This window comes from Microcoleus sp. T3_B1 (assembly GCF_036700445.1).
Lineage (GTDB): Bacteria > Cyanobacteriota > Cyanobacteriia > Cyanobacteriales > Microcoleaceae > Microcoleus.
In genome coordinates, this window is record NZ_JAUBOX010000092.1 from 1 (window position 1) to 26,710 (window position 26,710).

General features: G+C 44.2%; 24 protein-coding genes. 6 read left to right on the plus strand and 18 right to left on the minus strand.

The features are described 5' to 3' along the window. Positions 1–289 precede the first annotated feature (289 nt). A complete protein-coding gene (locus QT990_RS30585; RefSeq protein ID WP_333466150.1) occupies positions 290–1,345 on the plus strand; it encodes a UPF0104 family protein in 1,056 nt (351 codons plus the stop codon). A gap of 233 nt (positions 1,346–1,578) precedes the next feature. Here QT990_RS30585 and QT990_RS30590 read toward each other — a convergent pair whose 3' ends face one another. The 3 genes from QT990_RS30590 to QT990_RS30600 form a co-directional block, all read right to left on the minus strand. After that, a complete protein-coding gene (locus QT990_RS30590; protein WP_333466151.1) occupies positions 1,579–4,143 on the minus strand; it encodes a DUF4347 domain-containing protein in 2,565 nt (854 codons plus the stop codon). Next, entirely contained in the window at positions 4,097–4,501 is a 405-nt protein-coding gene (locus QT990_RS30595) for a DUF4347 domain-containing protein (RefSeq protein WP_333466152.1), read from the minus strand. The genes QT990_RS30590 and QT990_RS30595 overlap by 47 nt, the downstream gene beginning before the upstream one ends. A gap of 350 nt (positions 4,502–4,851) precedes the next feature. Further along, on the minus strand, positions 4,852–5,520 hold the full coding sequence (locus QT990_RS30600; protein WP_445305463.1) for an amino acid ABC transporter ATP-binding protein: 669 nt from the start codon (positions 5,518–5,520) through the stop codon (positions 4,852–4,854). A 293-nt stretch (positions 5,521–5,813) separates the two neighbouring features. Here QT990_RS30600 and QT990_RS30610 point away from each other — a divergent pair, with 293 nt between their 5' ends. From QT990_RS30610 to QT990_RS30620, 3 genes are all read left to right on the plus strand, one after another. Continuing rightward, positions 5,814–6,467, plus strand: coding sequence for a DUF1190 domain-containing protein (locus QT990_RS30610; protein ID WP_333311038.1), 654 nt, complete (start codon positions 5,814–5,816; stop codon positions 6,465–6,467). A gap of 322 nt (positions 6,468–6,789) precedes the next feature. Further along, on the plus strand, positions 6,790–8,097 hold the full coding sequence (locus QT990_RS30615; RefSeq protein WP_333311040.1) for a glutathionylspermidine synthase family protein: 1,308 nt from the start codon (positions 6,790–6,792) through the stop codon (positions 8,095–8,097). Positions 8,098–8,115: 18 nt separating this feature from the next. Continuing rightward, positions 8,116–8,841, plus strand: a complete 726-nt coding sequence (locus QT990_RS30620) for a hypothetical protein (protein WP_333311041.1) — start codon at positions 8,116–8,118, stop codon at positions 8,839–8,841. A 159-nt stretch (positions 8,842–9,000) separates the two neighbouring features. Here QT990_RS30620 and QT990_RS30625 read toward each other — a convergent pair whose 3' ends face one another. The 10 genes from QT990_RS30625 to QT990_RS30670 form a co-directional block, all read right to left on the minus strand. Continuing rightward, positions 9,001–9,750 carry an amino acid ABC transporter ATP-binding protein gene (locus tag QT990_RS30625; RefSeq protein ID WP_333466153.1) on the minus strand — a complete coding sequence of 250 codons (750 nt, stop codon included), beginning with the start codon at positions 9,748–9,750 and terminating at the stop codon, positions 9,001–9,003. Continuing rightward, positions 9,716–11,179, minus strand: a complete 1,464-nt coding sequence (locus QT990_RS30630; RefSeq protein WP_333466154.1) for an ABC transporter substrate-binding protein/permease — start codon at positions 11,177–11,179, stop codon at positions 9,716–9,718. The genes QT990_RS30625 and QT990_RS30630 overlap by 35 nt, the downstream gene beginning before the upstream one ends. Positions 11,180–11,471: 292 nt before the next feature. Beyond that, positions 11,472–12,716 (minus strand): TIGR02221 family CRISPR-associated protein, encoded by a 1,245-nt coding sequence (csx2, locus tag QT990_RS30635; protein WP_333466155.1) that lies wholly within the window; start codon positions 12,714–12,716, stop codon positions 11,472–11,474. Between the two features lie 9 nt (positions 12,717–12,725). Continuing rightward, positions 12,726–13,493 carry a CRISPR system precrRNA processing endoribonuclease RAMP protein Cas6 gene (cas6, locus tag QT990_RS30640; protein ID WP_333466156.1) on the minus strand — a complete coding sequence of 256 codons (768 nt, stop codon included), beginning with the start codon at positions 13,491–13,493 and terminating at the stop codon, positions 12,726–12,728. Beyond that, a complete protein-coding gene (gene csm5, locus QT990_RS30645; protein WP_333466157.1) occupies positions 13,487–14,770 on the minus strand; it encodes a type III-A CRISPR-associated RAMP protein Csm5 in 1,284 nt (427 codons plus the stop codon). Before csm5 ends, cas6 begins: the two co-directional genes overlap by 7 nt. 5 nt (positions 14,771–14,775) lie before the next feature. Next, on the minus strand, positions 14,776–15,876 hold the full coding sequence (gene csm4, locus QT990_RS30650) for a type III-A CRISPR-associated RAMP protein Csm4 (protein ID WP_333466158.1): 1,101 nt from the start codon (positions 15,874–15,876) through the stop codon (positions 14,776–14,778). Beyond that, positions 15,873–16,862, minus strand: a complete 990-nt coding sequence (csm3, locus tag QT990_RS30655; protein WP_445305464.1) for a type III-A CRISPR-associated RAMP protein Csm3 — start codon at positions 16,860–16,862, stop codon at positions 15,873–15,875. The genes csm4 and csm3 overlap by 4 nt, the downstream gene beginning before the upstream one ends. A gap of 59 nt (positions 16,863–16,921) precedes the next feature. Continuing rightward, positions 16,922–17,332, minus strand: coding sequence for a type III-A CRISPR-associated protein Csm2 (csm2, locus tag QT990_RS30660; RefSeq protein WP_333466160.1), 411 nt, complete (start codon positions 17,330–17,332; stop codon positions 16,922–16,924). A 106-nt stretch (positions 17,333–17,438) separates the two neighbouring features. Beyond that, on the minus strand, positions 17,439–19,730 hold the full coding sequence (gene cas10 / locus QT990_RS30665; RefSeq protein WP_333466161.1) for a type III-A CRISPR-associated protein Cas10/Csm1: 2,292 nt from the start codon (positions 19,728–19,730) through the stop codon (positions 17,439–17,441). 32 nt (positions 19,731–19,762) lie between these two features. Beyond that, positions 19,763–20,068 (minus strand): CRISPR-associated protein Csx3, encoded by a 306-nt coding sequence (locus QT990_RS30670; protein WP_333466162.1) that lies wholly within the window; start codon positions 20,066–20,068, stop codon positions 19,763–19,765. Positions 20,069–20,171: 103 nt separating this feature from the next. Between QT990_RS30670 and QT990_RS30675 the strand changes: the two genes are divergently transcribed. Further along, positions 20,172–21,581, plus strand: a complete 1,410-nt coding sequence (locus QT990_RS30675) for a TIGR03985 family CRISPR-associated protein (protein ID WP_333466163.1) — start codon at positions 20,172–20,174, stop codon at positions 21,579–21,581. Positions 21,582–21,802: 221 nt separating this feature from the next. Here QT990_RS30675 and QT990_RS30680 read toward each other — a convergent pair whose 3' ends face one another. After that, positions 21,803–22,723: a cation diffusion facilitator family transporter gene (locus tag QT990_RS30680; protein WP_333466164.1), complete on the minus strand. Its 921-nt coding sequence runs from the start codon at positions 22,721–22,723 to the stop codon at positions 21,803–21,805. Between the two features lie 241 nt (positions 22,724–22,964). Here QT990_RS30680 and QT990_RS30685 point away from each other — a divergent pair, with 241 nt between their 5' ends. Continuing rightward, positions 22,965–23,312 (plus strand): hypothetical protein, encoded by a 348-nt coding sequence (locus QT990_RS30685; protein WP_015174783.1) that lies wholly within the window; start codon positions 22,965–22,967, stop codon positions 23,310–23,312. Positions 23,313–23,438: 126 nt separating this feature from the next. Here QT990_RS30685 and QT990_RS30690 read toward each other — a convergent pair whose 3' ends face one another. The 4 genes from QT990_RS30690 to QT990_RS30705 form a co-directional block, all read right to left on the minus strand. Beyond that, positions 23,439–24,296 carry a rhodanese-like domain-containing protein gene (locus tag QT990_RS30690; protein ID WP_333466165.1) on the minus strand — a complete coding sequence of 286 codons (858 nt, stop codon included), beginning with the start codon at positions 24,294–24,296 and terminating at the stop codon, positions 23,439–23,441. A gap of 3 nt (positions 24,297–24,299) precedes the next feature. Continuing rightward, on the minus strand, positions 24,300–24,776 hold the full coding sequence (locus QT990_RS30695) for a type IV pilin-like G/H family protein (protein WP_333466166.1): 477 nt from the start codon (positions 24,774–24,776) through the stop codon (positions 24,300–24,302). Between the two features lie 49 nt (positions 24,777–24,825). Then, complete coding sequence (gene mtnA, locus QT990_RS30700; RefSeq protein WP_333466167.1) at positions 24,826–25,887, minus strand: S-methyl-5-thioribose-1-phosphate isomerase; 1,062 nt, start codon at positions 25,885–25,887, stop codon at positions 24,826–24,828. 326 nt (positions 25,888–26,213) lie between these two features. Further along, the gene (locus QT990_RS30705) at positions 26,214–26,531 is read right to left on the minus strand and encodes a hypothetical protein (RefSeq protein ID WP_333466168.1); all 318 of its coding nucleotides are present in this window, start codon (positions 26,529–26,531) and stop codon (positions 26,214–26,216) included. Positions 26,532–26,710: the final 179 nt, after the last annotated feature.

The window sequence follows — 26,710 nt, forward strand, 5'->3', positions numbered from 1 at the left end:
TCCACAAAAATGTTGAGTTATTGTGGAACCAACAGGCAAGATGCCTGTTCCACAAAAATGTTGAGTTATTGTGGAACCAACAGGCAAGATGCCTGTTCCACAAAAATGTTGAGTTATTGTGGAACGGGCATCTTGCCCGTTCTTGACAATGGTGCAACATCTCAGGTTAAACAGATTTATTCCGTCATATCATGCCGTGTCAATCAACCACAATTTCGCCTTAGCCGCTCTAAAATATAAAATCTAAAACAGTCTAACTTAATCCCAAATTCAAAATCGGGATCAGAAAATGGGAAAACAACACTTGCGTCGAATTCAAAATTTTTTCAAGATCGCGAAGTCGCATTTAAAGCCTTATTTGCGGTATTTGATTTTGGGCGGGACGTTTTTATTTATTGCCAAAGCTTTTTTAACTCACTGGCGAGAAGTCGCGAATATCCAAATTCGAGCCGAAAGTTTTCCGTTGCTGGCGATCGCCCTTGGCGTCACTTTACTTTCTCTAATTTTCGTGGGCTGGGTGTGGATGTTGATTTTGCGGGAATTCCGCCAACCTGTAACTGCCGCCTGGGCAATTCAAGTTTTTCTCAAAACTAATATTGCCAAGTATTTGCCGGGGAATATTTGGCATTTTTGGGGTCGAATATTGGAAGCCAAAAAGGCAGGCATTTTCCCGAAAGCTGCTACTCTCAGCGTGTTGCTGGAACCGCTGCTGATGGCTTCGGCGGGCGTTTTGATTGGGTTGATTTGTTTTGACAAATTCAATTGGTGGTTGCGGATTGTCGGTTGTGCTGCTATTTTAACGGCGATTCATCCCCGAATTTTAAATCCGATCGTTCTCTTTGTAGAGCGGTTAAAGTTATCCAAGAACAATGGGGAAAATCCCCAGGCTGGGGAGGCTGCGGGCGAGAAACAGAATTTTCGTGTAGAGTCTACCTCCAATCTAGCTAAAAAAACATCGAATGTCAAGTCCCGCCGCAAAATTAATTTGCCAATTAAACGCTATCCTTTAGTGCCGTTAATCGGACAAATGTGTTTTATCGGATTGCGGGGCTGCGGTTTTTTGCTAACGGTAATGGCTTTAACTCCGGTGAACTTTAGCAATATTCCCAACTTGTTCGGTGCTTTTTGTTTTGCGTTTGTTGTCGGTTTAGTCGTACCGGGAGCACCGGGGGGAATGGGAGTATTTGAAGCAACGGCGATCGCCCTGCTGTCCGATCGCTTTTCTACGGGTATAATTTTGAGTGCCGTGGCTTTGTATCGGATAATTAGCATTCTGGCGGATGTTTCGGGTGCTGCTTTAGCAAAGCTCGATCGCCAGCGAAATCAGCGCAGTCAAAAAAGGTGAATTTAAAACCGCATATTGTCGTCATTCTAGGGTGCGCCGTTGAGAATGTCAGATTAGAGCAGATTGCAGGTAATAGGAATACTGCCATCAAGCTGCCAACGGAATTGATGATTTTATAACGCAAAAGCAGGTTATAGAAGTGAGCGCCTTATTTTTAGAACAAGCAATTGGGCCGCAGGAATAGCTGCCGAGCCCAATTCCATAAATGCCTTGCTCCTGCCCGTGCGATCGCTCTAGGCTTTGAAGAAAACGCTAGCATTCAGGGCATCTTGAGCTACCCCAGAGACTATAGCCAAATAATTATCACCCACTTTAATAGCCGTAGAAGCCACAGGTGTTGCGCCGTCAAGCTGCAAATTCACACGCTCAAAAGTGAGAGCAGAAAATGTTAGTCCTTCCATCAAACCAATTGAATCTCCAGGGCGGAAGTCCGTAATCACATCTGTTTGATTAATCGGAGTTGCATCTTCATCTACGGCGAAAAAGAAAGCATCATTGCCATCACCGCCTGTGAGAATGTCTGGGCCGCGATCGCCTATGAGTATATCGTTGCCCGCACCGCCATTGAGAGTATCATTTCCCTTGCCGCCCCGTATAACATCATTGCCCTCTCCTCCTATTAGGCTGTCATTGTCGTTATTACCGCTGAGGAAGTCGTTGCCAGCACCGCCATCAATGCTATCAGAGCCTTTTCCGCCTAACAAAATGTCGTTGCCACCCAGTCCGTTAAGTGTATCAGCACCTTGATTGCCACTGAAGATTTCATCGTTATTCGTACCTGTTAAAGAGTCATTGCCGGATAGGGCTACGATTCCTTTACCGATCGCATCTGGCGGTATAACAGTATCAGCATTGTCTGTGAAAAAGTAAAATCCAGGCCCGCTAAGATTTTGTGGCAGTCCCGTTGGTTCACCGCCGTCTGTGGCATTAGGTTTGGGTGAAAAGATAGATACTAATGGTGCAGGTGTCGGTGTTGGAGTTGTTGTTGGTGTTGGAGTTGTTGTTGGAGTTGGTGTCGGAGTTGGAGTAGTTGGTGGTGTCGGAGTTGGAGTCGGAGTAGGAGTTGTTGAAGTAGGAGTTGTTGGAGTAGGAGTTGTTGGAGTAGGAGTTGTTGGAGTAGGAGTTGTTGGAGTAGGAGTTGTTGGAGTAGGAGTTGTGGGAGTAGGAGTTGTTGGAGTCGGAGTTGTTGGAGTCGGAGTTGTTGGAGTTGGAGTTGTTGGAGTCGGAGTTGTTGGAGTAGGAGTTGTTGGAGTTGGAGTTGTTGGAGTCGGAGTTGTTGGAGTTGGAGTTGTTGGAGTCGGAGTTGGTGTTGTTGGAGTTGGAGTCGGAGTCGGAGTTGGTGTTGCCGTTGGTGATCCTACACTGATGTCAACCTTGCTGCTATTGTTGGTGGCATCAGGGTCATTATTGTCCGAAGTAACCGCGACGTTGTTAGAGATAGTTTTTCCGGTACTACCAGAATTTACTGTGGCTTTGAGGCTAAGGGTCGCAGTGGCATTAACAGGTAAGTTGGTTAAGTTCCAGACACCAGTAGTAGAGTCGTAAGTGCCTTGGCTGGGGGTATTTCCTGTGAGGGTGAGGTCTGTTGGCAACAAGCTCGTTAGCTTGACGTTACTAGCATTGCCACCCAAAGAAACACTATTGAAAGTGTGAAGGGGAGAGTTTTTAGCGGTGACGGTATAGGTGACGGTATCTCCTTCTTTCGGTGTGGCATTGTCTACAGTCACATTCACCCCTAACTCAGCGTTCAATTTCCAACCCAAATCTTGAAGTACCCCAAGGATAATGGGACCGGGAGTATGGACGGCTACTCCTCGATCTCTTCCAGTTACTATCAAGTTATTGGGGTTCCCCAATGGATAAATAGAATCTTCTAAGTGGTCAAAATCAAAATTGATAGGGGAGCCGGTAAGTCGGGGGCGGTTGCCGCCATTGGCTGCGATCGCATTTGCACCCCCAAAGAAACCATTGCCGCTAGTTAATTGAGCGCCTAACGCAATAGAAGGGGATGGATAAGTAGGGTAAAGGCGCTCACCAGCAATATTCTCCCTGAAAGTATCCATGATGTTGGGAGTACCGTTTAGGTACCTTCCTTGGTTGGAAGTATCCAAAAAAGAACTTTCATTAAACCCCAGTGCGTGACCGAGTTCGTGCAAGGCAACTGTGGAAAAATCGAACTGTGTAGATACTGGTTTAGCATCAGTACCAAAATACCAGTCGGTTAAGCTATTCATCTGCACTTCAACGTCTGGATTTGCCGCACCATTAACGTCCGTGCTAGCTAACTGATTTGCCAGCGGGAACGGATATCTGATATTTAGTAACGGGGCACCAGTAAAGTTTTGAGCATCCGTGATAGAGGTGTTACCAAGAGCTCCTGAACCTGAACCCAAGGATGATGACCAAGTAGCCTTAACTTCTACGTCTGCTTTTGATGTGTCAAGTAGCCGATTCCAGATATTAACTGCGTAATCAAACGCATTTTTCGCTTCTGGAGGAAATAGTGTATCGTAAGTGACTTTAATCGCCAAAATCCCTTGGTAAGCCGATCGCACCTGTGGCCCAAACGCCAAAGAGGCATCCATCGCCCCAGTTGTATACCCCAATTCCCAGTCGCCGCCTTTCTGATCACTACCCGTCAGACTCGTAGAAGCTGCCACATTAGCCCCTGTTAGCTGACTTAACCGCTGTGCGAAAGCAGCACCCAAATCTCCCTTTGCTACGTTGCAACCATACAGAAGAATCTCAGCATTACTTGTACTTGTCAGCCCCTTTGCCCATTCCTTTACCCACAGCACAAAGTCGCAATTTCGGGGGGGGGGGGAGAGACACTACACCCCGGTTTTCTTCATTTATGATATAGGTTGGGGTGAGAGCGCGATCGCTCAATGTATCCAAAGTCAACATCGTATTGCCCAGTTGCAGAGAACCGACAGCGCCGTGCGATACAATGTGAACTGCTGAGAAGTTACCGCCCCGCAGTTTTTGAGCAATTTGTTCTACCCCGTTGTGATTAGAATCCAGCAGGATTACTTCTGTTCCAGGGGTAACGCCGTCAACTAGAGTCTTCCAGTCAGGGACAGCAGTATCGATAAATGCAATCGCTTTCGGACTTTCAGCGATCGCTTTGAGAGTTTGGGAAATTTTGTGTGGCATGATATACCTTTAGCTAGGTGGAAATTGGGGAATTATGCGCTTGGGACGTTCGCAATTTAAATATTGTATGGCAGTGCTTACTCCTTTTTCATTTGCTTGAATTAAACTTAATATTTTTTGGACTAAACTCAGTAAATTTGCGGAGAAAAAGCTTGTTGGAAGAGACTTCGTTTTTAAATCTAAGTATTACTTAAATGAAGATACTTAAAAGGAAAATGGAGTAACAATGAAGTAGGGTGCGTCAGCTCGCATTATTTGCGTCACAAACTAACTATCTCAAAGCTGACGCACCACGCAATAAATGGTATCCCAGAATTAGACTTTCCGTGCCGAAAATAGGTTAATTTGAATTAAATAATTTTTTCCAGAAATTGCTTGGCGCGATCGCACCTCGGGTTACTAAAAAACTCCTGCGGTGGCACATCTTCCGCCACCTTTGGGCCATCCAAAAACAAAATCCCGTGGGCGACTTCCCGCGCAAAACCCATTTCGTGAGTTACAATCGCCATCGTAATTCCCGTTTTCGTCAAAGCTTTCATCACATCTAACACTTCTTTAACCATTTCTGGATCGAGTGCAGAAGTCGGTTCGTCCATCAACAAAATCTCCGGTTCCATAGCCAAACAGCGGGCGATCGCCACCCGCTGTTTTTGTCCCCCCGAAAGCTTAGAAGGATAAACCTCGGCTTTATCTGACAAACCTACTTTTTCCAGCAATTCTAACCCCTTCAGACGCGCCTCATCCGATTCAATTTGCTTCACCTTTACAGGCGCATTGATCACATTTTGCAGCACAGTCATGTGCGGAAGTGGAAATGCTGAAAAACCATCCCTACTTTCTGGCGGATTTTCAGAATATCTGCCTTCGGCAAAGTAATATCCACCTGTTGTCGGTTTAGTCGTACCGGGAGCACCGGGGGGAATGGGAGTATTTGAAGCAACGGCGATCGCCCTGCTGTCCGATCGCTTTTCTACGGGTATAATTCTGAGTGCGGTGGCTTTGTATCGGATAATTAGCATTCTGGCGGATGTTTCGGGTGCATTTTTAGCTAAACTTGATCGCCAGCGCGATCGGCACAGTAAAAAAAGGTGAATTTGAAATAAAATATTTGAGGAATATAATTTGCTGCGATCGAGGAATCCCTGAATCGGGCAATGTAGTAAAAGCTATAATCAAAGTCGTGAGTGCCAACTCACAGACTTAGGTAAATTACTTGAACTTTGGTTGACCGTGTAAATCCAATCATCTCATTGGCAGCAAATTCATCACATTCCAGGTTCTTTGAAATAATGACTCTAACCTCCGGTTAGCCATGACTCATCACAACAATCGAACGACAACAATTCGTTACCTTCTAATTACATCCGGTGTACTGGCGATCGGTGGATTAGGCTATCTTGCTTATACCATGTTGCGGCAACCCAACGAAGTACGCTACTACGCATCCGAACAGCAATGTATTGTAGATGCGACGAACCAAAGCAACGGGTTCACCAAAGAGCAGTGTCAGGCCCAGTTCCGGTACGCAATGCAGGAATACGAACGCATTACGCCCGTGTATCGCACGCAGCCAGAATGCCAAGAAGACACAGCAAGCATTTGCTCGCAGGTATCGAATTCCAGCGTTGCTACCCCCGGATGGCGACCAGACTTCGGCGGCTTCTATTTCACCGATGATGTCGATGATGATGCCCCTCCAACAGTGGTCAACGGCGTCAACGGCGGCTCCTACACGATTTATCCAGTGCAACCCGTTTACCGCTCCAACATCGGAATTGTAACTCCAGATAGAACCCAGATTACTCGTCCCCTACAGGGCATACCGCTAGATTCTCCCTACTTTTCCTCCAGTCGCGACACCCCAAATCGCCCCCCAGGCCACGCAGCTCGCGGAACCATCAAGGGACGAGGGAGCTTTGGTAATTCTGTCCGCTCCACGGCTCCTTTGGGAAGCGGAGGCAAATGACATCGATTCCGGTTGCACTCCTTATCATTGTTGACTGTTGACTGTTGACTGTTGACTGTTGACTGTTGACTGTTGACTGTTGACTGTTGACTGTTGACTGTGAGTCAAAAAAAGGAAAATTGCGCGAATTATTTGTTGGCAGCTTGATTCGACTTTACGCCCGACTTAGAAGCGCGGATTTGATATCATTCCGGCCCCGCCCGAATTGATAGAATGCAAGCATTTTTGAGCGGCGATTCATCCCACAACTATTTTTTCTCTAGTTCTTTTCTCTGTTTTTGTAGCTCATTGAGTTCCACACCACTAGCAAGGCGCTTCAACCATGTATCCCTTTTTGTTTCAGCGACGACGCAACTGGCAGCAGCACGTATTAGATAACGCCTACCAATGTCAGCCTCTTGCAGACATCAACCAACGCTACTGGGCAGAAGCCTTAGACCGTCCTTTTGGGGTGATGTTTTCGCGCCAGGAAGAGGCGAGAATCTGGGATGCTACTGAGGCTCTTTGGGATATGTGTCGGGAGTTTTTGGACTGGTTTTTCACCGCTGATGGCCTAGAAAATCGGATGAAAAAACTCGCTATTCCCCCTGCTTTCTGGGAAGCAATTCAGGTTTCGTGGGATCGGGTTGACGAAGCAGAAGATATGTCTCTTTATACCCGTTTCGATCTTGCCGTCACTGAAGATGGAAAAATTAGCCTTCTAGAAATCAACGGCGAAACTCCTCTCTTGGGTGCAGAAACAGTCTATCAATGGCTGTGGTTAGATGACATGAAAAAAACAAGCCGAGATTTGCGTTCGCTTCCCAACGATGCCAATCAGTTCAACAACTTTTGGGACGAAGTTGCGGGTCGATTCCGCACTCTAAGTCGTCATTATGATTTAAAGCAGTTGGGCCTGAGCTTGTTAATTGACGAGCATCTGCCAGAAGATACCGAGATGGCAGGACAACTGGTCGAAATTATTAATCAAGAATTGGGAAACGATCGCTTTTTCACCCAACTTGTAGGATTGCGTAACCATCTGGGCGTGGATGAAGAAGGATTTTTTGTCGATCAATTCAATAATCGGATCTTGCGGCTGTGGAAAATCGTCGATTGGCTGGATTTGCAACTCGCCAGCCAATCCTTTAACGCAGATGAAGCCCTAGCATCGCGCCTGATAGCAGGGGACGTGAAAATCATTGAACCGCTGTGGAAACAGATTTTAAGCAATAAAGGATCGATGGTGTGGATGTGGGAATTATTTGGCAACCACCCAGTGTACGCTCAATTCTTGCTACCCACTTTCTTCACAGATACTATCTCGATCGAATCAACAGCATTACTGACCCAAATGCACGTCAAAAAGCCCCTCGTGGGTCTAGAAGGTGTTGGGGTTTCTATTGAAACAGGCGATTTTGTTGCCGGAGCCGTTCACGCCCGCGAGGCGATGGGCTACGATCGCGAAGGATTCATTATTCAGTCCTATCAACCCTTGCCCGAATATTTTGGCTACCACTTCGTCGTAGGTTCCTGGATTGTCGGGGATACTCCATCCGGCATCGTATTGCGCGGAGATACCAATCCGATCACCGGACGACATTGCTTAATCGTTCCGCATATCGTGAGCGATCGTCTGGTGAATACTTAACTTCTAATCACAAAAACTATGAAATTACAAACTCATGATGTCCGGGGAATTCCGATTCTTAGCAGTGAGTGGAGTGTAGATGAATTTATTGCCGATGAGTTTAAAATTCCCGAAGTTGCGCCTACAATTCAGGCTGGATTTATGGATCTCCTGAGCCGAGATGTGTTCTCTGAGGGAGACAGTCAGCCACTCTACGAGCATCTCCTCTCTCGCAGTTCGGAGTTCTCGTTAGAATTCATGAGTGCGATCGAACTTTGGCTGCAAGACGAATTACGGCACTACGTTGCTCTACGTAAGGTCTATCACATGGTATCAGGTTTGTCCCCAGAGGCGATCGACCAAAAAAACCAGAGTCGGGTGCATGAACTCGAACCGATCTCGTTTCTGATTGAGAACGAATTCACCATTCTAGTTGGTTTAATGTTTGACGAAATGGGTTCCGTGTGGTCTTATCACCGGGATATTAAGGAATTCTACCAACACTATGGGAACGGCTTTGCTCGCGTAGGACATTTGGTCACGCAGGATGAGGGGCGGCATTTTAGGAATGCTGCGACTCTCATCCAACATCGCCATCCCGACAAAATCGATCGCATCGAACCCTTATTAGAAAAGATTAGCGAGATGGAAGCCAGTCTTGCTTATTATCCCAAGACTTTCTTTCTAGATCACGCTCAGGAAAGAGACCGCTTTCCGAAAGATTTTAATACCCAGGTGATTCAAAGAATTCTCACGTTTTTCTAACAGAATTACCAAGTTAATCATCCGAGCAACATTATTATACTTTCCGTGGCGATCGAGCATCTCAAACTGACGCACCCTACCGCAACTTTCTCTTTCTCCTCTAACTCTCTCTGTGTCCTCTGTGTCCTCTGCGGTTAAAAACTCTAATTCTTATATGAATTAAAGCATTTTTTCCAGAAATTGCTTGGCGCGATCGCACTTCGGGCTACTAAAAAACTCCTGCGGCGGCACATCTTCCGCCACCTTTCCGCCATCCAAAAACAAAATCCGGTGGGCGACTTCCCGCGCAAAACCCATTTCGTGAGTTACAATTGCCATTGTAATTCCCGTTTTCGTCAAAGCTTTCATCACATCTAACACTTCTTTAACCATTTCTGGATCGAGTGCAGAAGTCGGTTCGTCCATCAACAAAATCTCCGGTTCCATAGCCAAACAGCGGGCGATCGCCACCCGCTGTTTTTGTCCCCCCGAAAGCTTAGAAGGATAAACCTCGGCCTTATCTGACAAACCCACTTTTTCCAGCAATTCTAACCCCTTGAGACGCGCCTCATCCTTAGCCACCTGCTTCACCTTTACAGGGGCATACATCACATTTTGCAGCACAGTCATGTGCGGGAACAAGTGGAAATGCTGAAAAACCATCCCCACTTTCTGGCGGATTTTCAGAATATCTACCTTCGGCAGAGTAATATCCACCCCGTCAATGTATATGTGTCCCGAAGTCGGAATTTCCAGTAAATTCAAACACCGCAAAAAAGTAGACTTGCCGCACCCCGAAGGGCCAATAATGGCAATCACTTCTCCTTTATGAATCTCAGTAGTTATCTCGCGCAAAACCTTCAGATTGCCAAAAGATCTATACAGGCGATCGACCTTAACTGCTACTTTGGAGTCTACGTTCGAGTACATTGGCCCCCCAAGTTAAACTAAGCACCATCAAATAATAAATTGCGCCGACAAATATCAAAGGTTCAAAGTAAATATACTTTTCTGCTCCCACAATTGTAGCGCGGCGCAGCAAGTCTTCTACGCCAATTACTGAAACTAAAGCTGAATCCTTCAGCAAAGCAATACTTTCATTCACCAATGCAGGCAAAATATTTTTCAACGCTTGCGGCAAGATTATATCGCCCATCATCAGTTTGTAGGGAACGCCAAGGGATTCTGCGGCTTCTTTTTGACCTTTATCTACGGCTTGAATTCCGGCGCGGATTGTTTCGGAAATATAAGCCCCAGAATTCAGGAAAAAAGTAATCACGCCAGCTTGCAGCGCCGATATATTATAGCCCGTAAGCTGCGGCGTTGCAAAATAAACTAAAGTCAACTGCAAAATTAGCGGCGTTCCGCGAAAAATTGAGGTATAAGCAGTGGCAAACCAGAACAGCGGTTTAATGCTAGAAATCTTAAACAGAGACAGGACAATTCCCCAGATAAACCCAAGAAATGCCGACAGCAAGGTAAAAGTTAGCGTTACCCCAAGCCCGGACAAAATATAAGGTAAACTCGGCACGATTTTGCCAAAATCTAACCCGAACTTGGGCGCTACCGCAGGCTGATTTGCTTGAGCAGGTTCTTGCGGAATCGGTCGAGAAAACCACTTAGTAGCTAGTTCCTTAATTTGACCGCTGGCTTTCATTTGCTGTAGGACTCGGTTGAATTCTGGAACTAATCTCGAACCTTTCGGAAAGGCGATCGCCGAACCGCTTTCTTCAGTATTCGGAATTGTGTTAAATTCCAAGTCCGGGTTGGCGGCTGCATAACCCGTAGCGACAGTATCCTCGATCACTCCTGCCGCGATGCGGTTCGATTTAATTTCTTGAATGATGTCAGGAATTCTATTGAGAGCAGCCAGTTGCACACCGGGCATTTTTTTCACAGCTTCCTGCTGAATGCTTCCGAGTTGAACGCCTACTTTTTTCCCGGCTAAATCTTCAGCTTTGGTCAAATTGCTGCCTTTATTGGCGACAATTGTATTTTGAGCTTCGTAGTAAAGATCAGAAAAATCAACATTTTTTTTCCTTTCTGCTGTGGGAGTCATTCCCGCCATCACAAAATCGGCTCTTCCCGCCTGCAAAGCGGGAATTAAGCCGTTAAAATCCATGCCAATTACTTTCAGTTCGTAGCCCAATTTTTTAGTAATATATTTGGCAATATCGATGTCAAAACCGATGATTTCGTTGCCGCTAACAGCCGTATCTTTAAATTCATAGGGCGGGTAGTCTGGGGAAGTCGCCAGTGTTAAAGTCTTGTTGGCTTGGGCGTAACTGGCGATCGCAATTAAACAAAAGGCGATCGCGATCGCCGCCGCCGGCATTGATTTTAATTTTAAACGTTTCATATCGAACATTATCCTAAAAAATCCCCGCGCCCAGAAAATATATCACAAATCGGAATCAAGTCACCATTGTAAAGTTTGTACTATAAAATGAGATTCCGTGTAGGTAATTTGAAATTCTTTGAGAACTGAACTGACGGTTTGGTAACCGCCCAAAGGCACGATCGCTTACCAGATTTAGGTTGCGTATTTTATGGAGCTGATTTTAGTATCGGGAAAGGGCGATCGGTTTTAGTAAAAAGAGCGATCGCCTTAGAATGTTTAAATACACAAAGAACAATCAATGATCATTATTTTATGTCAATTTCCACTCTTTAGCTATTTTCTTGAGTTCTTCAATAATTTGCTGGGTTTGTTGAACAATCTCTTCTGCACCTTTAGGATTTTTCCTAAAACCTGCGTGTAGTACATCGTTACGCAGGTTAGCTAAATTAGACTGACCACCCCAAAGATTGGTCAATTGCGTTCGGGTTTTCTTGGAAATCTCTAACCATTGGTCTAAGTAAGTCGATTTTCTATCAGAAACGCCATTAGATCCTTTACGAGTACCACCTGCTAACAGCAATTCCATTTCATCTCTATTAGGTTTATCAAGAGGATCAAGTTCAAAGTGATAGCATAGCAATGAAGGCAACCATTCTCGTGCCAAAGATAAAGCTTGCACCGTTTGACCTTTTTCGTCATACCACTCGATCATCTTCAGTTGTCGAATCAAAGAAAACTTAGAATTAGCGGTGTAATCTTCTGGGTTTGCCAAGCCAAACGTACCGTAATCTTTCTCTACGCGCTCTAGTAATGATTCAAAGGGGGGAACAGATTGAGAAACAATAGGTGTGGCTTCTTTAATTCGATCGGGCAACAAAGCCGATTCCCTCATTACATCCATTGGTCGTAACAATTGTAAACCTTGAGCAATCCCTTTGATACTTGCTGCTAAATTTTCTGTTGTCGAATTACTACTATGCAGTAAACTAGCTAAAGCTTCTCCATTTCCCGTTTTAATAAATTGGTCAGTTGCAGTTGTCCATTCCAATAAACTGACAATAGGTAACAGATCGAAAGTAGGAGTTTCATTAGTTTCCTTATTTTTAGCTTCAAATGCACCGTAGAGAAGTCCCTTAATTTTTACTTTACGAACTACGCGCAGATAGCTAACAGCAATTAAAGCAACAACAGGCACTGAGCGAAAGCTATGAGTAATGTCAAATATTACGCTATCTCCATCCTGCAAACAGTTTGTCACCTGTTGGAATATCGACCAGACATCTTCGGGACTGTTGCGTTCGGGAATATTTTTGATTGGTTGCAGGCTTACCTTGCCATGCAAGCGTTTTTGTAGCGCTTCCCAGTTAGATTCGCTTGCTCCTCTTGGAATAAATGTTTCCACTGTCTGAGTCAGCAATACATATAGAGTTTCTGGGTGATAAAACTCAACTAAGGCTTCCTGAAAAAAAGGTGTAGTAACTTTCTCAGAACCTATCGGACTGAGATAGGTAGTTTCTTCATATTTGCTCAAACCGAGGAAGGAAATTATTTTCATATTTACTCCTTAAATATCTTGTTTGACCTTTGTTTGACCCATTCCCAGACGGGTTTTAATTCCCGTACCTGCATACTGACTGTATTGAACCAACAAATTCGCTACATTAGCCAGCAAGGAATCAGTGCGGTAAGGAATTTGCAGCGTTACTTGACCAACAAACCCGTTTACATATCCTCTCGGCAACTGGTGCGATCGCGTTTGAATCTTGTGGTGTTTTAATAAAACAGCCTGACTCAAATAAGCGATTAATTCATCACTCCCCAAATAAACAGGAGCAAAGTGATTCCACCTTTCTAACCAACTGCGAAACATCTGATTGGGAACGGGTAAAGCTAAGTGCGTCGAACCTTGTGCGAAAGCAGTCGGAGTTGTAAATTTAAGGTCGAAGCGGCGGATGGGTTCGGGTTCATTGGCTACAAGTTCTGTGTAAAGTTGTTCGTAGCTGGTGATTTCATCTTCTCGATTAATTATATCAAATTTAGCACCTAGAAATTCGAGAGATGGTGAGAGATTCAGGGAGGCGATCGCTTTTGCAGAATTTTCCTGCAAGCCCGACAAAGAAAAGGTATAAAACTCATCTGGTGTAAACGTCTGAAAATCTTTTGAAACTTGGTAGAAACCCTGAATTCCTGAAAAACTTACAGAAGGTACAGCCTCACTCCCGACTTCTAATCCTAATCGCCGATGCAACTCCTTCACCAATTCTAAATGGTAAGCGCGCGGTAAAAGAGCGGGTTCGGATACAGTTAATGTCCAGGTAGAACGAATTAGCATGGCTTAAACTTTACCCATCCAGGTACATATTTGATATCGCCCTTATGATCTACAACAGTCCGCCGCGATTTTGGTGCTTCAAAGCCCGGTGCTTTGATTCCGCAAGTATCACGGATTTCTGCTACCAATTTCTCATCAAGACATAAACTAACGGTAGTTCCCAACATTCCGCTTGCCCAACCAACCCTTAAGCTATAAGGGCACTCAGTCGGTTCGTATAGTTCCTGAATATAGCTGAAATTTAAGTCTTTACCTTGAGAGCGATTATTTTTGATATCTTCCCAATAATCGTGTTCAGCATCCCATTGCTCTTGAGCAAACTCTTGACAAATTTTCAGCAGTTCATCCAGATTTTTAAACGGTATTTGCATCCCTTCGTTGTGAGTGAACCATTGCAGCATTTCCGTATCCAGACTGATGGTGAATTCAGTCTGCACGTTGCGTACCATCTCTGCATAAATGGAAGCGCGATATTTAGCTTTATAATCGGTAAACCGACTGGAGACAACTACCTCAGCAACTATAGGTAAGTTCAAAAATACATTCTTTCCTTGCTTAGTGACTTTTTTTAATTCGAGCGGCTGAGAATCGGTGACTTTAATGGCTCGCATGAAGTCGGTGTTTGGCCCGATTTTGCTATTAACCGCTCGCCCTTGATAGGATAGAGCAAAATCTGAAAATAAACTATTCATAAATAGTCTATCGTCAGTAAATTTTGCATTATGTTTGATTGCTCCCATGCTATCATGCAGCCTAGCCTCAATCTCGCTAACTCGGTTTGAAAATGGTATTGACAAGGGAACGCGATAATCTTCTTCATGTTTGAGAAGGTGGTAGGCAATCGCAGTTCTAATTGCCCCTTTAATCGACGAACCTGGAATATACAATTGTCCCATGCCGTTGCGAATCATCGGACGCAAATCTGTCACCGGATTTTCAGTCCATTTATGACTGACGGCAATTTCAGGAAAAATGCGATCGCCATCTTCACCTGTAGCATTCCACCATTGATCGCCCAAAACATCTTCAAGCAATTTAGTAATATTTTTGGACTCTTCAATAGTACGAATATAATCGTCCAATCGACCCCCTTGATACAGCACTTTTGCTAAAGCTTCCCGATCTGGGAGATAAACCCTTTTAGATGTCTGGACATATTCAAAAGGATTCAACCGCGAGACTTCTGAGCCGATATGTAAAATAGGACTTGTTAGCTGAATCCGCTTTGATTCGGAAGCTTCAGGCTTTTTGATGGCAAGGTGAGAAGTAGCAGTCATGATATTTATTCACTCTTGACTTTGATAGGAAGACTTAAACTAATGCCGCTGCGGTAGATCGGATGATTTTTATGTTTCTTAGTTTGTTTATCTATTAATTGATGAGGTGTAACGTCAGCAATTTTTCCTAACGGCGGCGACGAAAAAACCGAACCTTCCACAAACATTCGCAGCATTTGGCGGCGCAACTGTTGCCCTGAAATCCAACCTCCTCGCTCTATAGTTTCATAGCAAGCATCTTTATCTTCGGTTATCAAATTCTTTAGCACTGACAAATCATCATCCCAGAATAAACTCATTAGACTGTAATGACTTGCCTTGAAATCCACTACTTTTTGCCAAAATTCAGGTAACGACAACCATTCAACCTCAAAGTGTCCTGCACCGCTGCTGCGTTCGCCTCCTATTCCTTCTTCACCAAGCAGTTGTAAAGCAGCATAGAGTTGATTTTCTAAGGTTTCGTCTTTCTGAGAAAAGTTGAGCAGGAAGTACAAACCCGATAGACTTTTGATATCGTTACCATTTTGCTCCCATTGGAATTGCACAAAACCTGTATGATAAAAGTTGGTTGCTCTGGTAACGCGGTCTACTGCTATTTTTGGTTCTTGACCGATTTTAAAGGCTTTTTTATAGCTAAAAGTTCCCTGTTCGTGCAAAAAGCCATCAGATTTTTTCTTGTTAGTCTCCTTAATTAGTTCTTGTCTGTCCTCACTGGTAAATCCTTCTCCCTGATACCATTTATGCCACACTTCTAAAGGCAGATAATTAATCTTTTTGTAAGCCTTGAAAAATTCTAAGTCTCCGTCACCAGCAGGGTAGTTAGCGGGAAACTTTAAAGGACGCGGCAAATAGTAAATATCGCGATCGTCGTGATGGCGGTAGACAAACGTCGAACTCATCGTTACGGATGGCTGCGGGTTGAGAAACCGCTGCAATACTTTCTCAAAGTCATCCTTCTTAAACAATCGAGCGCAAGCACTAATCCAAGCACTAAATAGAGTGTCAGAACGCACGCGATCGCTCGTCTCCTCCATCCCAATTCCCAATTCCCCAAAATGAGCGGGAGAGTTGCCAAAATTGAGTTTAACTAATCTCCAGTTATTCATGCTTCGCCCCCATTTCCTGGCAGCAATCGCTGCTGAATTTCATCGCGGAAGCGGCCGAAGTTTTCGAGAAGTGCTTCTGTATTAGCCACGGGTTGTATTGGGGGCAAACCTGATTCTCCGCTGGCTATCTGACGGTATTGATTTAAACTGCGAAAAGAAAACTGAAAATCCGCGAATTTGACTTTGCCATAGCCGCGAGAACCGTGTCCGCCGAGAGCATCATCTTCTAATAATGCCAGTGCGATCGCCAGATTCTGCAAATCCTCAATAGCTTGAGAAGCATCTTCTACCGTGTAGATCAGTTCAAACTGAAATTTTGATCCAGCAGGAACCCTTTCTACTTGTCTGGGATTGGCTGCTGCTGTAATGCGATCGATACCGTTTTCAAACTTCCACTCTGTCATGTAGAGTCCGGTATTTACCCTCTCAAGTTTTTCCGCAGATTCCCTCTGTAAATGACAGTCCCGAACAATCAAACGTGCTGTGGCATTCCGTCCTTTAACTTTTGTGTATAGTTCTCCAAGTTCTCCTTCCCTTTCCTCTACAAAACTCCCCCATCTACTGCCATCATTAGCTTTAACAATCCTTCGCTTGGAACCGTCTTTTACTGCTTCTAATTGCTCTGCTTCAACCACATCAGTTTTTACCCAACAATCTTCCCCCGTAGATCCAAAAACGCGACAGACTTTGCAAGTTTTAGCGCCATCGTAAAAAATTAGCAGAGGTGGTTTTTCTCTTCCTTGCTTAACTTCGGTAAATCCATCTACTAAATCATCGCTTTCGTAGCGATAAGTACCGCTTCCACCAGGTCTGTTAACTGGCTTGTTTTCCAATCGTTCTAGAATGGAACGCAGTTTGCCTTTAATTGACGAACCAGGTAAATAAGGATGCTGAGTTAAAGGATCGCGAATGACCGGTTTATCAAGTCCTCCGATGTCGAGACTTTCTCCGCCTCCACCAATATGCAATCCGGTTTCTACATTCAGCGTACTGGTAATGCGAACTTTACCGAGTAAAGGTTTTTGTGTAAGAGATACAGGCATAGCTATTTTCCACCTTCTGCTTTGTGATAAGCAATAATTGATTCAATCAGTTGAACGAGACGCTCAAAATCTTCGGTGCTGCGTACTTTGTCGATCGCCGCTGACATCACCTCACTCATCGGTTTTGCAGCTTTTTGTCTGGCTGCGGCGTAGGCTAGTTTTGGTTTAAGGAGAACTACTTCTATTTCTATTTTAGAAAAGTCATTCGTTTGAGCCAAAGTGACTTTCATCTGGTTCACAGCATCGAGGAACTTCCGAACCTGATTAGTTTCTAATCGTTCCTGCTTCAAATAAGGGCCAAACTCCTCAGCGTGTTTAACCAAGTCGCGAATCGGATAAGCTCCTAAACTTTTTAAGCCGGTAATTGTATTGACTATCTTCTTCGTAATTCCTAAAGGTGGTTCATCTGACATAACCGTCTTTTCTGTCGAGGTGTGTAGTTGTTGTTTGTCCTGTCTAGTTAGAAGATTATGGGGATTTGGAGAATTGGGCTTTTTAGGTGGTTCAGGCATTTTTATATTAGCGGTTGAGTAGTTCAAGCCAAGTTGCGATCGCCCTAAAATAAGGCGCGTTGTACGGATTTTTCAGAGAAGTTCGCACTGGGGCAAAATTCTCATTTTCTCTGACTTTACTGGGAAGTCGCGCCAGAGTATAAACTATTTTCGGCAAATGTAAGTAGTAACGAATTTCTCTTTGTTGAGCTTCCGATTTATCCTGAATTTTTGCCAGCATATCTTCTTGAGCTTCCGCAGTCATCAACAGGTTGCGAATAAAACTTCGGGAGTAATTGATATCTAGATTTTTCAGTGGAGCGACAATGGGAAAGATTCCCCACAAATCCGGTTTAGATTCAGGACTTAAGTAGTCTCTAATCTCCTCGTCTATGACAGCCCAGTTTTTTTGAATTCCCAACCATTCATCCCATTTAAACTTACCTCCAAACAAACCTAAACTATCGCGACCATTACCTTTGGCAGCTTCTTCTGCTTCGCCCGATGTTTTAGCGGCTTGATAGAGAGGAAATTTAGGACCATCGAGGCTAATTCCCCCAGATAAAGTAATATCTGGATTTTTTCCTGTATAAGCTCGGAAACACTGGTAAACGTCAAAGGCAAATTCAACTATTTCGTTCCATGCACCGCTGACAAATAGATCGTCGCCACCCGCGTAGATGAACAGGAGATTTGGGCGATCGTCTTCTGTCAAGCATTTTGCATTCTCTAAAATTTTAACACTGTTTCGAGCTGCGAGTAAATTCTCCTTGCGGTTTTCTGCCAAACTGTTGAGATAGACTTTAAAGAAGTAACTCATTTGGCGAGAAAGTCCAGCCAATCTCGGTAACGTTTGATTTTTACCCAAGCCTTCAGCAAAAATTCTCCCCAGTCTATCTACATCCATCCGCAAATAGCCAACTCTAGCAATACCCTCGGCTTTCTCAGTCATCTCATTCGCTCGTATAAATCCCGCCTTTTTTTGGTATTTTTCTTTTTCTTCGCTGCGTTGGGCATAGTTTCCTAACAAAAGCGGCACAGCATTATTTTTATGATATTTTTTTAAACTCCAATCGTTAACCAGCAAGACTGTTTCATCATTTTTAGCTACTTCTAAAGCTCCCTCGCATTCAGGAAAAAAGTAGTAATAAAAATTGGGCAAATAAATTCGGCCTACTCCGCCTTTAATGTTCGACCGCTTAGAGCGCACTATTGCTTTAATATCAAACAATTCATCCCCCAGCTCAAACATGGTGCGACACATCCAACAAGCACGAGATGAATCAGGATCACGGCGATTTAAACTTTTGAGACTCTGCAAATCATCACGGTGGCAAACTCGGCAAGGTTCATGACTCGGTTTGGGTTGGATAAAGTCATGAATATCACTTTCAAACTTGCGGAGTTTCTGCTTGGCAAGGTTCTTAGTTACTTGTGTCCAGATATCGGCAAATTCTTGAGTTTTGAGAGCTGTAGTTGGCATATGCAAATAATCGATAGCTAAAAATAGTTTACCTTGAAACGTATTTTTGAGCCACTTGTTAAAGCGTTCTAGAATAGAATCTAAAGTAGCTTTTACCTTGCTTATATCATTTGATGCCAGCACATATAGATTACCGCCACCCGCATAAATGATATTAGTACGGGGTAAATTTAAATCTTCCAGAAGTTGCTGAACAATTTCTTCAGTGACTAATTCCAGATAAAAACTTCGAGCGCGGAGAGATTTCAGCGCCCCGTCAGAAGAAATCGTGTAAATAAATTTTTGAATTCCCGATAAATCGCCAGCAATTAAACCGATTTCGTTGGCATCAGGATTGTCAACCAAAGCAGATGCAACAGCCGCCGTCGATCGCACCATATCTATCAAAGCAATATTCCGCTCGCCAAAACTGAGACAAGAACCATACTTCTCTAACACCCTAGTTAGCAGCGATAAGTTTTTGCAGTCTGGTTCGCGAAGATTTTCTAACTCGGTTTTTACAGTTTCTTTGTATTTTTCTAAATCTGGAGGCTCTGTCAATGGATAAGGAATAGATGGATAACAATTATCCTTAGCTTCGATAGCCACTACCGGACAATAATGAGGTTCAAAATCTCTGTGTTTGCTATCGGGAAACTTTACCTCATCAAATAGCAACGCCAAGTAACTAACTTCTGGCTTTTTCCATGACAATAATTCTTTCGCTTTAGCCACGGCTTGATGTTCTGTATCTTCTGTTGAGAGTGGACAGCCATCGGGCAAACTTGCCCCAGCCCAATCTGCTAAAGTGCAGATAGCTTGCTGGATAACTTGGAGAGCAACTTCTTGTGATGTCATATCTAAAACTTCCTCAATTACCTAGCGAACTATCAATCAACTAAGTCACCCAAATTATACTCAGGATTGTGAGTAATAGCAATTACATATTTTCCCAATTTGGGGTCGAAAACTCCCACTGCACCGTAAAGATGAGAAACTTTGTGAACCAAAACACAAGCTACAGGTATAGATGTCGGCCCATTAATTTTAATTAGCCGCCCTCCCGACAATTCTCCAGAATTGCTCATTTCTTCCAAACGAGCCGCCGCATCTCGCACAATTTGGTCGTTTTGAGCAGCTTCTCCAAATCCAATTTTTAACACTTCACCCTGAAGTTCAATATTGTAAGTAGTCATCAGCTCTTCCCACTTGATCTCCCGGATTATTGCATACTATCGGAAACACCCCCTTCCGATCGCCCTTACGCTATAAAAAACAACATAAATTCACCAAACGACAGTGAACCCAACCTTTCGCAATCCCCCCAACCCCAAAATTTTACAGCAGCTAGCCAACGGCTCCCTCGACCAAATTCACAATCTCACCCGCGCCATCAGGTTATGGGTTTTGTTAAGTTGGCTGTACAGCGGCGAGGGATATATTGCCCTTAGCAGTCCCTTTACCTATGCTGATTGGCGCGCAGCTTTCTTTGGCGAGAATTACAAAGATGAAAAGCAAGAAGATATTGCCAACTATCCAGATCCAAATTGTGCTTGCAACAAAACAACGAAACAGTGGTTGATTAAAGAGGACGTGTCTGTAAACGAGTGGCGGCGCTCTTTACGAAAACAGATTGCCATTTCCGAACTCGATTTAGACGAGCTATTGGCAGAAAAGTTATTTGCTCAAGTTCGCAAATCTCTGCAAAATGATTTCGATTTGCTGGTGAGTCGGAATTGGCTGAAACGAGTCACTGATGCTCCTGGCAGAAGTAAGAGCTATCGCCGAGTAGAAACAATACCGTCAATGTTCGATAGGTATAAAGGCTCTAATACAAAGAGCAATTTGAGTTTTAAAGCACAGATTTATCTGGATATGTTTAGTTTTCTCGATCCGAGTTTACCTTTGTTAGCGGAACAAGTTTCAGAAGAGGCGATCGATCAAGAGACTCGTCGCGTTATTTTTCATGTTGATTATTTAGTGCCCGAATCTAGTCCCCTGGAAGATTCTGTGGATCAATTTCAGAGTGAATTGCAGGAAATTTGGGATTCGGGCAACATCACTCCTTTGCTACTAACTTATCGCAGCGCTCATCAAGATCAGATTAAAGAGTGCGTTGTTTATCCTGTTTGCATTTACTTTATGGAGCGAGCTAAATATTTGTGTGCCTACGGCAGCACCCCCAGAGGTGAAATTAATTGGTACAAATATCGGCTCGATCGCATAATTTCTCAACGCATAGAACCTCTGGATTGGCAAGATCCCCGCGTTCCGCAATTGTTACGAGAAAAATATCAAGAAAATAACCTGCCAACTCCCAAAACAGTTAACGATCTGTTAAAAGAAGCTTGGGGTTGCGACTTTTATAAAGAAACTGCGCTGATGGTATTGCGGTTCGATCGCACTTTCGATCGCTCCTACCTGCAAGGAATCACCATCCACAATACTTTTACCGCCATAGACTGCGATCGCGTCGCCAGATTAATCACACAATACACCCCCAACCCAGAACACCGATCGGCTCTTTTAGAAACCTTCCACTCTCGCCCAACCACCGATGCCTACTATCAACTGTATTATCGAAATACAGACTACTACCCGTTGAGGTGGTTGCGAGCTTTAGGTTCAAAAGTAGAAATTTTGCTACCTTGGCATTTGCGGCAAGAAATGGCTAGAGAAATCCAAAATACTTGGAACTTATACAAATAGGAAGAGAGAAATAAGCGACAGCCGATCGATCTATTGTGGAAAACTTGCCGATTTCTGTGGAAAACCCCCCTTTTCCTGTGGAAAACAGCTACTAAATTAAGTGCGATCGCTCTAACCCGATTGATAGGATTTAAAAAATTGGAGGAATTGCGGTAAGTAAAAATACTTTCCCGATTCTTCAATTAATCCGTGTATCCGTGTCAAAATCACTGGTTGTGCCTTCATTTTTCAGAATCGTAGCTAATTTGGTCGGACTCGTAAGCTGGTGGCTCAACGTGAATTAAGATGCGTACAGGGCTGAAACGTTGTTCCAAACGGGCTTCTACTTCTTCTGTAATCCCGTGAGCTGTTTCTACATCGACAGCATCGACAATCATGTGCATCTCAATAAATACTTGACGCCCTACAACGCCACGGGAGGCGATCGAGTGACAGTTGACAACCCCCGGTACATCGATCGCGATCGCGTGAATAACTTCCGGTGCGATCGCCATTTCATCCACCAACCAAGGCAGATTTTCCCTTAAAACCTTCCAACCGCTGCTAAATACCAAAACAGCCACAGGAAAAGACAAAAACACATCCAGGAATTGCAGTTGAGGTATATTCCAAACCTGCCCTTGCCAAACACCAATCAACCCGCCGATCACCATAATTGTCACCCAAACATCGCTCATCGTGTGCTGAGCGTCAGCCACTAAAATCGCGCTACCCAGACGTTGGCCAACTCTGCGCTCGTAAAAGGTGACAAAAATATTAATCCCCAGTACAATCAGCAAAATCCACAGTTCATTTGGGGATATTTTGACAACTTTACCCCCGTTAATCAGCCTTTCAACAGCACCGCTGAGAATTTCAAAACAGGCAATTCCCAGAAAAGCAGCAATTCCCAGAGCTCCGAGAGCATCAAATTTTTGGTGTCCGTAGGGATGATCGCGATCGGGCTGCGGATTGGCATAATGATTAGTTACCAATCCTAAAATATTATTAGCGCTGTCCGTGACACTGTGCAAAGCATCTGCCAGCAAACTTAGGGAACCAGTCAGCCATCCCACGGCTGCTTTTATTGCCATCACCAGCAAATTGAGCAATAAAGTAATTATTAAAACCTTGCGGACTTCGGAACGGTTATCGGCAACCATAAAATCTCCTCGATCTGCCCTCAAGTTTTCTGGCTTCTAGTTTAAAGCTTATCAAGTCATAACAGCTTAAAAGTATTGCTGAATCTAGCTTGCGACTAGATTTATATTCATTAATTTAGCCTAGCTTCTTGAGACAATTTTTAATTAATACAAGTTTCGCAGTCCAATTTAGCTGGCAGGTACTTCTTTTAGGTTATTGTATATTTTATCATTAACAATTGTATGTTAAATTTCATTGCCCATGTCTCTTTCTCCGCTGACACTGAATTTAGTCGAAGGTTCTGTATCCTTTAGCTTTTCCCCGCAAGCCGCGCGGGATTTGCAAAGCGAAATTGCAGCTTTGATGGAAAGCTTGAAAGCTGTAGCAGCCAAAACCGCTGGCGCTAAAGCTTCTCCCCAAAAACCGATGGAATATCGGTATGCAGGAGATGTATTTTTGGAAGTTTTCTGCAACCCGAATATCTGGCCAACTCCTTTTGCTGCGAAAGTGCTGATTACGGTTAGGGACGATCGCGTGCGCGTCACCACCGAAGCCGAACTCAGCCGCCTGCGCGACGATCTCGCTCAGTATATCGAACAAGTAGGTTGAAATTCTCAACCTCGATCGTTTGTAGTTAATAGGTTGAATCTGAATTCAGATACCATTCTCAAGAACAGGCTTTCTGGCCTGTTCCACAAACATTAAATTTTCTTGTGGGGAGTAGGGGTTGGGCTTCTAGCCCGCCCGTGGAAGGATGACTGACAAAGGATAGCTATCTGCCGGCGACGCCGACCATTCCCACATTGAACCTGCATAATTCTTAGCACAAAATCCCACATTTGTCAATACACAAGTCAACCATGCAGAGCGAATTCCCCCACTACAATAACTCACAATTTGAGTTGACAGCGAAACTCCTTTCTGCTGCAAAATAGCGATAATTTCCTCACGGGTTAGCAGTTGTCCGCGCCGATCCATTAACTGTTTGTAATAGAGGTGAACCGCACCGGGAATGTGGCCGCCCCGCTTTTCTCCGTAAGGCGTTTTACCTGCATATTCTCGCGGCTCTCTGGCGTCAATAACTGCTAAATTAGCATCTCCTAAAATAGCTTTCAATTCATCCCGCTGAATTTCCCAATTCGAGCGGCGAGATATTACAAAATCTCCTGTTTGCGGTGGATTGTTTGCAGCTTTTACTCGATTAATTCCAGCTTTGATTAAAGCCCTATATCCTCCATCGACAAAAACTGCTTTTTCCTGTCCCAAAGTCCGCAACATCCAAACAATTCGCCCGTCTTCGCCCCACCCTTTCACGGAATCGGCAACGACTATGACAGGTTTGTCTTGACAAATGCCAATTGCTTGCAGTTTTTGAGTTAAAACTGTGTTATTTTCGATAATTTTTCCCTTGTGAGGAAAGTCCGATCGCGAAAATTCCGGCCAAGTTACGGGAATAGCTGGTGGGAGACGGCAAAACCACTTTAAAATGGGTGCGCGAGCATCTAGTAAAGTAGCTTCTTGTTCCAGCAATTGCTTAGCTAAATCTGCATTTACTATCCAGTTATTTGCTAAATTACCCAGTAAATTAGACATACTTTATTGAGTAACTTTGGCTGTATTAGCACCGCAGGCTAAAACCCCTTTGGTATTAGTTGGATTAGCTGGTTTAGTCTTGCCAGGAGCAGCATTTATACACAAGATTGTTTGCGTCTTGTTTGCCACCAAAAAGACTCCCCCCACAAAACTTTTGAGATTAGCTTGCTTCGATACTCCGTAGTTAAATACAGCACCTTTTTTCACCATGCCGATCGAGTAGCTGTAATTGGCTGAGTTAGGTTTAACTTGGAGACCTAGATAAACCAATAGATTGGAAACAGAACTTGTAAAGCCTGCTTTTTCAGCATAGTAAACTTGCTGGGCTTTATTCATCGAACCCACAAAGTTTTTCGCTTGTGATTCCTTAGCTGTAAGCGTTTGTGAAACTTGAGCTTCCGAGACCGTACTGAAAACAACTGGCAGAGTTAGAGCTGCGATCGCAACTTTGAGCTGCCAGTTGCGGCTGCTAGAAATCATGCTTAATTTCACAGATAATAGGTGGAATGAGCGCTTGAGCAACATACAATTAAACTAATTGTTTTGCCTGAAACTGTTTCAACGCCCCAGGAGCAACCGTACCGTGTTCTGTGATTATTCCTGAGATTAATTCGGCTGGAGTTACGTCAAAAGCGGGATTGTAAAATTCTACTCCCACAGGACAAATCCGCGTAGTTCCAACTTGATACATTTCAACTGGATCGCGTTCTTCAATGGGGATTTTGCTGCCGTCGGAAAGTTCAAAATCAATTGTTGACAGAGGCGCGGCAACAAAGAAGGGGACGTTGTGAGCTTTGGCAACAATTGCTAAACTGTAAGTGCCAATTTTATTGGCAGCATCGCCATTAGCAGCGATTCTGTCCGCACCGACAACTACTGCGTGAATCATGCCGAGTTTCATGCAGTGAGCGGCCATATTGTCTGCTATTAATGTGACAGGAATTCCTTCTTGCACGCATTCCCAAGTGGTGAGTTTTGCACCTTGGAGACGGGGCCGAGTTTCATCAGCAAAAACTCTTCCGAGTCTTCCTTCTCGCCAAGCAGAACGAAATACACCTAATGCCGTACCGTAGCCTGCTGTTGCCAACGCACCTGCATTACAGTGAGTTAGTAAGTTCAATTTTTCGGGTGTAGCTGGCAGAACTTCTAAACCCTTGTCGCCGATATCTTTACAAGTTTGCACGTCTTCTGCTTGAATGGTTTTAGCCATTTCTAACAAAGTTTTTTGCACTTGTTCGACAGAACCGCTAGTTCTCTCGGCAGTTTTGAGCATTCGCGATATTGCCCAAAACAAATTAACCGCCGTGGGACGGGTGGAACGCAATAACTCGCCAACTTGTTCTAATTTAGTAAAAAACTCGGTACGATCGCCCGTTTCGATTTCTCGCGCCCCCAAATACATCCCGTAGGCTGCTGCTACCCCGATCGCCGGAGCACCTCGGACTATCATAGTTTTAATCGCCTCAGCCATATCTTCGCAGCGGCTAATTTCGACTACAGCGTATTCTTTCGGCAGTCGGTTTTGGTCAATTAGCAGAACTCGGTCTTCGATCCAAGTGACGGGGGAAACGGGGGAGTTTTGAGCGGTCATCTATTTCAATTATGTGAGGGACAAGTTTCTATGATGCCATGAAGGCGACTATTCCCGCCACTTCGATCGACAAAACCCGCCTAACGAAGCGGGTTTTGTATAGCAATCCTCGCATCATTTGTGAATTTCTTACTCCCTCCCCGAACTCGCGGGGAGGGTTGGGGTGGGGTAAAAAATTTACGACTCCTGCAAGGAATGCTATAGCCTTTCTCAGAAAGATGAGGTACTCATGGGCATTGGGCATTGGCCAAACAGGGCATTGGGCATTGGGCCGAAAAGCATACCTCACTTTTTTGAGAACCGCTATATAGTTTTCCTAAATATTTTCACTTTTGGGCAATGATTAAACAATCACTCTCCACTTTAGACAGCATATCTGGAAAAGCTGATGTGTAATTGCCATCTTTGTCTACAACCCTGCGGAGTATATATCCGCTCTCAGCAGGTCTGCCGAAAAACGAGTTTGTGCGATGCCAGATATCTCCATTCGGAGTGTTCGGATCTCGATGGATCAAAAAATCTACAAGCCACTGCGGCACAGAGAATCCAAACACTATCGGCGTAATGTGTCCGTGCTGCAAAGTTGCATCCGAGAATCGAAACAAGTAAGTGATCCGATAAAATTTGACTAAATAAAGTAACATCCGTCCCGCCATTGATGAATGAAATGTCCAGATAACAGGGTCAATCGATTTTAGATTTTAGATTTTAGATTTTAGATTTTAGATTTTAGATTTTAGATTGAGCCCACGGATAAATGCGGGGGCTTGAGGATTTTTGATTTTCGATTTTGGATTGATTCCACGGATAAATCACGTGGCGG